The 2,130-nt window shown below is 39.3% G+C and carries 3 protein-coding genes; all 3 read right to left on the bottom strand.

Translation table 11 applies throughout. The features are described 5' to 3' along the window. Positions 1-424 precede the first annotated feature (424 nt). A complete protein-coding gene (locus ACT3TU_RS14030; protein ID WP_444784518.1) occupies positions 425-1,078 on the bottom strand; it encodes a DUF938 domain-containing protein in 654 nt (217 codons plus the stop codon). A 73-nt stretch (positions 1,079-1,151) separates the two neighbouring features. Further along, complete coding sequence (locus ACT3TU_RS14025) at positions 1,152-1,616, bottom strand: flavodoxin family protein (RefSeq protein ID WP_444784517.1); 465 nt, start codon at positions 1,614-1,616, stop codon at positions 1,152-1,154. A gap of 22 nt (positions 1,617-1,638) precedes the next feature. Continuing rightward, entirely contained in the window at positions 1,639-2,043 is a 405-nt protein-coding gene (locus ACT3TU_RS14020) for an OsmC family protein (protein WP_444784516.1), read from the bottom strand. Between the last annotated feature and the right edge of the window lie 87 nt (positions 2,044-2,130).

Here is a 2,130-nt window from a genome sequence, read left to right as displayed (position 1 = left end):
AAATATCCTAGCTGGCTAATGAGTAGAATGGACTATAGATAGACCATTAAAGGCGCGCTGACACAGTTCTTATATCCTTGGAGATGTTTTTGACTTCAACTGTCGTTTAATTTTCTGTGTATGGCACGGTTAATTATTAAAAAATGAGAAAGCATTAATAGTGCTCATCAATTATATTACTCAAAAACTGCCGCAGATATGTCACGTATATGGTTAAGCATGTTGATATTTGGTTAAGCATTAAGCAAGTTAGAGGTAATATAAAACACTTTTAACGTTCTATATTATTGATAACTGAGCGTTACACTTGGTGTGTTAATTTAGGAGATTAAAAATGAGATGATAAGAGTAGATATGAAGGCGGGAGAATAAAATAACGTCTTGATGGTGCAGTTTATTTGCTCGTCCTAAAAACCACTCTATTTTACGATTTCTTTTGAAACACCAATATCTGATTGTTGGCTGGCATCGCATATTGATGTGATAATAATAAATGGTGCTCTTTTGCTACTTTTATAATTCCTTGCAAATCACGGATGCCACTTTTGCTATCACGCTGCCGTAAACTATGGTCAAACTGACGATTACTTTCGCTGCTATAATGGCCATTGTCGTTAAATGGGCCATAAACGATTAACTTACCATTTGAGGGTAAGAAGTCTCCAACCAATTCAAATAGCTTTTCAACCAAAGACCACGAAATAATATGTAAGGTATTGGCGGTAAAAACCGCATCGTAGGAGGTATTGACAGTCTGGTTAGCTGGCACTGAATCACAAGACAAATCAAAAGCTAACGGCGCGTATAAATTGGTCGCAGGATAAGCCGTATGCCAAGCGTTGATGATGGCATGGTGTGCTAACACATCACTGGTCTGCCAGGTTAAATGTGCCAATCGCGGTGCAAAATAAACGCTATGTTGCCCCGTTCCCGACCCAATTTCTAATACATGATTCGCATCTTGCAGCTCTTTTTGCAAAACTTCTAAAATGGGCTGCTTATTATTTTCACACGCTTGAGAAAATGGCAATCCAGCAGGGGCAATAGATTGGTTACTATCTGAGTCCTCATTAAACATGGTTAATATCCTTATATATCTTGATTGCTAAAGCGTTGATATTAATAATGATGACAAACCAAACAGCAATAAGCTAATAAACTCCCGCTTCTAATCCAGCTGCTAGTGTCATCGCTAACTCTTCGACTTGCTCAGCAAAACCATCTTGCCAATCCCCTTTTAAAATTAAGGTTTCTTGGATTTGGTTCCAACGCAAGCCTGTTATTATTGTCTTCATAGCGAGCTTAGTACCCGTACCATCATGGCCTGCTCGAATATATAACGCAAATGGCATACCCTGCTTTTTCTCAAGTACAGGATAATAACAGCGATCAAAAAAGTCTTTGGTCAATCCTGCCATATAGGCCAAATTTTCTGTTGTACCAAGCAGCAGCGCGTCAGCCGCGAGCACATCCTCAGGCTGAGTATCTTGCGGCGCTTTAAGAATGACATTGATATCTATGTCAGGATGACTAGCACCATTATAAGCGGCTTGCGCTAATTTCTCTGTATTTGGCGATGGCGCATGAGCAACGATAAGTAAAGTTTTGGTAGTCATATCGATCACCTTATCAAAGAATTTAAGCAGATTTAATAGTCAATTTTTGGATAATATCAGGATGGATGCTTTTAGCAACCGGACACGTGAGCGCAGTGTTATAGAATATTTTTTGCGTTTTATCATCTAATTGTTGATTAAAAGTGATCTCGACATATATTTCACTGACGCGTCTTGGATCAGCGGCCATCACTTTGGTCACCTCGCTCGTAGTGCCTGCAACATCGATACCCATGTCGCGAGCTTTAATACCAATAATCGTTAGCATACAACTGCCTAAGCTAGTCGCCAATAAATCAGTCGGTGAAAACGCCTCGCCTTTGCCCTGATTATCAGTTGGCGCATCGGTGATAATTTCATTGTTTGATTGCAGATGAATAGCAGTGGTGCGTAGATCGCCTTGGTAGGTTACTTGTGAGGTGGTCATAGGGTTCTCTTTGATAGTTATAATTAAATTTCAATTGGACAAAATTCATTATCGACTGCCTTCTTTAACTTTTCAAGTTCTTTGATA

Source organism: Psychrobacter sp. AOP3-A1-26 (assembly GCF_052378235.1).
Taxonomy (GTDB): domain Bacteria; phylum Pseudomonadota; class Gammaproteobacteria; order Pseudomonadales; family Moraxellaceae; genus Psychrobacter.
This window is presented reverse-complemented; position numbering and strand designations above follow the sequence as displayed.